Genomic DNA, 4,728 nt, shown 5'->3' on the forward strand with positions numbered 1-4,728 from the left:
ATACTGTTTTTTGCAACTCTAGTATATCAGATGAACATGTCTTTTGTGTTGCACTTCATTTTACAACAGGGCAATAATATTTTTACTTAATACTCTTCAAAAATCAAATTCAAACCACGTCAGCTTCGTCTTGCCGTACTCAAGTACAGCCTGCGGCTCGCTTCCTAGTTTGCTCTTTGATTTTCATTGAGTATAAAAAAGATTTTTAGAGTCTAAAAAATAGCAAAAATTTCAATCAGCTATCACCAGAAAAACTTACCGCTAATAAAAAGCAAGAGGCTGGGACAAAAATCCTAGCCTCTCAATTGTCTTTGGATTGTCGAGCGAGACGCAGTAGTTGAGTGGGCTCTACTACGCTGATTTCATCAGCTTTTACAGCCTTACTCAACTGTGCAGAGGTGAGTCGACGAAATCGAATTCTAACGAATTACTGATTTCTGTTCCACTCTCTCTTCTTATACTTATTTCACGTGACTTTCAAAGTCTTTTTGACTCTTTTCAACAGAATTTTTACGTTCTTGTTCCCATTTAGCCTTGGCTTCAGCAAATTGAGAACTTGTAACGACATCTGTCTGCAATCTCATATACTTGTAGTTGCTTCCAGTTCCCTTAATACCAACTAAAGAGTAAGCACGTGTGAAAGGTGTGACACGAGTCACTGATGCTCCACCACCATTTGACACAACTGGGATTAGAAGAGAACTATCAATCAACCAAGCTTGTGCATCTGCATAGTTTTCATAGCGTTTAGCAACGTCTGTATTTTCTGCATCTGCTGTTTTTAATTTTTGAGTATATTGGTCCAAACCGAGACTAGTAATCTTACCTGTGTCTTTGCTTGAATCAAGTCCCAAAATCTTGAGGTAGAAACCGTCCTCAGAGTTGAAAGGATTGAGGTAAGTCGAAGGGTCTTGGTAGTCAGCTGACCATCCATCCAAGTTCAAATCATAATCATGATCTGCTGGAGTTGGTGCTTGAACTGTTGCATTTGTATAATCATCTGTTGACAATTGGTTAACATCAACCACTACATTTTCAGAACCAAGTGTTGATTCGATCGATTGCTTGATTGAGTTTGTTCCTGAAAGCAAGGTCTTATTAACCTGGTCTACAGGTAAGTCCAAATGAATTGGGAAGTTTACCCCTTGAGCTTCTAACTCTTTCTTAGCTTCTGCAAACTTAGCTTGCGCTTTTTCTTTGTTGAAGTATCCATCTTGGGCGTCTTCAAGATTCATATTTGACCATTGTGTGCCATAGTTGACCAATTTTGAAGCAACTGTTTCACCAAAAGTCTTGTCTCCTACTTGCACGAAAGTTGGTGGTACAAGCGAGTTACGAAGAGTATTCTTGGCTGCTTCTTCACCATTTGATTGAGCTGAGTAAGCTGTACGATCGACAGCGAAGTTGATTGCCTGACGGAAGTTTTTATTCAAAACTGCAGTTTGAGTTGCTTGTTTTTGATCATCACTGGTTTTCGCAGTGTGGTTATAAGCACCACGGTTGACGTTAAAGTTGTAGTACCAAGATGTCGCATCTTGCAAGCTATAAACGATATTGTCCTTGTATTTTTCCTTGGTCTTAGCAAAGTTTGAACTGTTTGGATAAACACCTGCAGATGAGTAAGCACCATTTTCAAAGTTACGGATTGTCAAGTCTTGGTCCGAACCGTCAAAGTATGCCAATTTTACCTTTTCAATCGTTACTTTTTCTTGGTCGTAATAATGTGGATTCTTCACATACTCGATAGATGACTTAGATGTAAATTCTTTTAACAAATATGGTCCGCTATAAAGAATACTATCAGGTTTCAAGGTTCCGAAGTCTTTGCCTTTAGAAGCTAGGAATTCTTCATTCACAGGGAAGAGGATACTATTGGTCGTTTTAGAGTTCCAGAATGGCTCTGGACGTGTCAAAGTATATTGGACAGTGTAGTCATCTACAGCTTTAACACCAACATTTGAAAAGTCTGTATTAGCACCTGTTACATAATCATCCAAACCCTGGATAGAGTTCTGAATCAAGTCTAGAGCTTGCCCCTTGTTGTCAGCAGCATATTTGATACCAGTCACAAAGTCTTGTGCTTTAAGGGGAGCGTATTCTTCACCATCAGCTGTATACCACTTGGCATCCTGGCGAAGTTTGTAGGTATAAGTTAAACCATCCTTAGAAACACTCCATTCTTCTGCAAGGGCAGGAATGAGGTTCCCATAGTTATCATTTTCAAGTAAACCATCTACCAAGTTGGTTACAATAGCAGTGTTATCACCAGCGTAGTCTAAGAGATAGTTAAAGGTTGTTGGATCTGCACCAAATGTCGACGAGTAGGTTTTGGCATCTGTTGCTGATTTACCACATGCAGTCAATAAGATCGCAGCAGCAAGTGTCAACCCCGCTCCAATCAGTCGTTTTTTGAATTTCATGATTCATTTTCTCCTTATATGTTAGATTTTATAACATAAAGCTATTTTATCAAATTTTGCCCCAAAAGTAAAGTTATTTACTGATTTGACCTCTCATCAGTATCAGAAAAAAGAAAGAAACCCCGTATAAAATCAGGATTTCTTTCATCGTTATTGACGTTTATTTAACGTGGTTCGCTAACTCTTTTTGATGTTTAGCGTTTGATTCAATTTTTTCTTTTTGCCATTTCTTGAGAGCTTCTTCGTATTCTTTAGTGGTCACAATATCATTTTGCAACTCTAAACCTTTAAATACAAACGGATCTCCCTTGATACCAACTTGAGAGTATGCTTTTGAGAATGGCACTGTGCGACTAACTGTCGGAGAACCACCTGAAGACGCTACAGGGATGAGGAGTGAGCTATCGGATACCCAAGCTTGTGCTTTGGCATATTTTTCATAGCGTTTATTAAGGTCACTCGTTTCTGATGCTGCATCATCCAAGAGTTTCTTGTATTCATCAAGTCCAACTTGAGCCATGACTTCTGGATCTTTACCTTTTGTGATACCCAAGTGTTTAAGGGCAGAACCCTTCTTAGCATCTAGAATATTGAGATAGGTAGCTGGATCTTGATAGTCTGGTCCCCAACCAGTTCCGTTCAAATCGTAGTCTTTTTGAGAAGGAACCTTGGCTTGAGATGTAATACTCATTTTCTCATTGTCAGTCATTTGAAGAACGTCGATCACGACATTTTCAGTTCCAAGTGCTGCTTCAACAGACTGTTTGAGAGAGTTGGTCTGCTGTACCGCAATGACATCTGTCTGCTCAACTGGAATATCCAAATGGATTGGGAAGGTTACACCTTTAGCTTGCAATTCTGATTTTGCTTTTTCAAAGGCAGCTTTTGCTTTTGTTGGATTGTAAAGAGTATCTTTGCCATCTGTCAAAGATACATCCTTCCACTGGTCTCCGTATGTTACCAATTGTTCTTGAGCCAATTCACCGAAGGTCTTTTCACCAACCTGAACATAGTCATAAGGCACAAGGCTGGTACGGATAATCTTGTCTGCACCTTCTTCGCCATTCATCTGTGCAGAGTATGCATGACGGTCAAGAGCGAAGTTGATGGCTTGACGGAAGTTTTTATTGAGAAGCGCTTCTTTAGTTGATGTTTTTTGGGCATCATCTGTCTTAGCTGTTTTATTGTAAGACTGACGATTTACGTTGAAAGTAAAGTAATAACTAGTCGCTTCTTGTGGGCTATAAACAATTTTATCGCCGTATTCCTTCTGAGTTGAGGCAAAGCTTGAACTAGTTGGGAAAAGGCGTGCTGTCGTATATGAGCCTGACGCAAAACTACGAATCAATGATTCTTGGTCAGATCCATCGTAGAAAGTAAGCTTGACGTGGTCAATCTTAACATTGTCTTTGTCCCAATAATTTGGATTCTTTTCGTACTCAATTACTGATTTTGAAGTGAAGTTCTTCAAAATATATGGTCCATTGTAGAGAATACCTGAAGGAGCTGCTGCACCGTAATCTTTCCCTTGAGAATTTAAGAATTCTTCATTAACAGGGAGCATAGTCGCCGTTGTCACCTTAGAATTCCAGAAACTTTCTGGTTTGTTCAAAGTATACTCAACCGTATAGTCATCAACTGCTTTGACACCGACAGTCGAGAAGTCATTACTTTCACCACTAACGTACTCTGCCAAACCTTTGATAGAGTCTTGGATAAGTGTTAGGCCATCTGATTTACCATCTGCAGCATGCTTCAAACCAGTCACAAAATCTTGGGCCTTGACTTCAGCATACTCTTCTCCTTCAGAAGTATACCATTTAACACCTTTACGTAACTTGTAGGTGTAAGTCAAACCATCTTGCGAAACAGACCAGTCTTCAGCAAGCGATGGAATCAAGTTCCCATATTTGTCATTTTCCAAGAGTCCGTCGACCAAGTTGGCAATGACATCTGATGTTGAGCTTTTACTAGTAACGCTGTAGTCCAATGTTGTTGGATCAATAGCATATACATACGAAAATGTTGTTGGAGCATCTGCTTTTTTCTCAGTCTTGCTACAAGCCGCTAAAAGAAGAGCTGCGCTCATCGTTATCCCTGCTACTGCGAGCCACTTTTTCGATTTCATCGGTATTCTCCTTTAAAATACTATTTTCACCATTATACCCTATTTTCATATAAAAGCAAGGGTTTGCATGGAATTTTTTAGAAAATTCAAAATAATATTTTTTAGCCCTGTTGTAAAATGAAGTGCAACACAAAAGACATGTTCATCTGATATACTAGAGTTGCAAAAAACAGTATAGAG

General features: G+C 39.3%; 2 protein-coding genes. Both read right to left on the reverse strand.

Translation table 11 applies throughout. From position 1 onward, the window contains the following. Positions 1-461: 461 nt before the first annotated feature. A complete protein-coding gene (locus K1I67_RS09390) occupies positions 462-2,420 on the reverse strand; it encodes a peptide ABC transporter substrate-binding protein (protein ID WP_223339720.1) in 1,959 nt (652 codons plus the stop codon). 160 nt (positions 2,421-2,580) lie between these two features. Further along, complete coding sequence (locus K1I67_RS09395; protein ID WP_223339721.1) at positions 2,581-4,548, reverse strand: peptide ABC transporter substrate-binding protein; 1,968 nt, start codon at positions 4,546-4,548, stop codon at positions 2,581-2,583. Positions 4,549-4,728: the final 180 nt, after the last annotated feature.

The organism is Streptococcus infantis (assembly GCF_019929575.1).
GTDB classification, from domain to species: domain Bacteria; phylum Bacillota; class Bacilli; order Lactobacillales; family Streptococcaceae; genus Streptococcus; species Streptococcus infantis_L.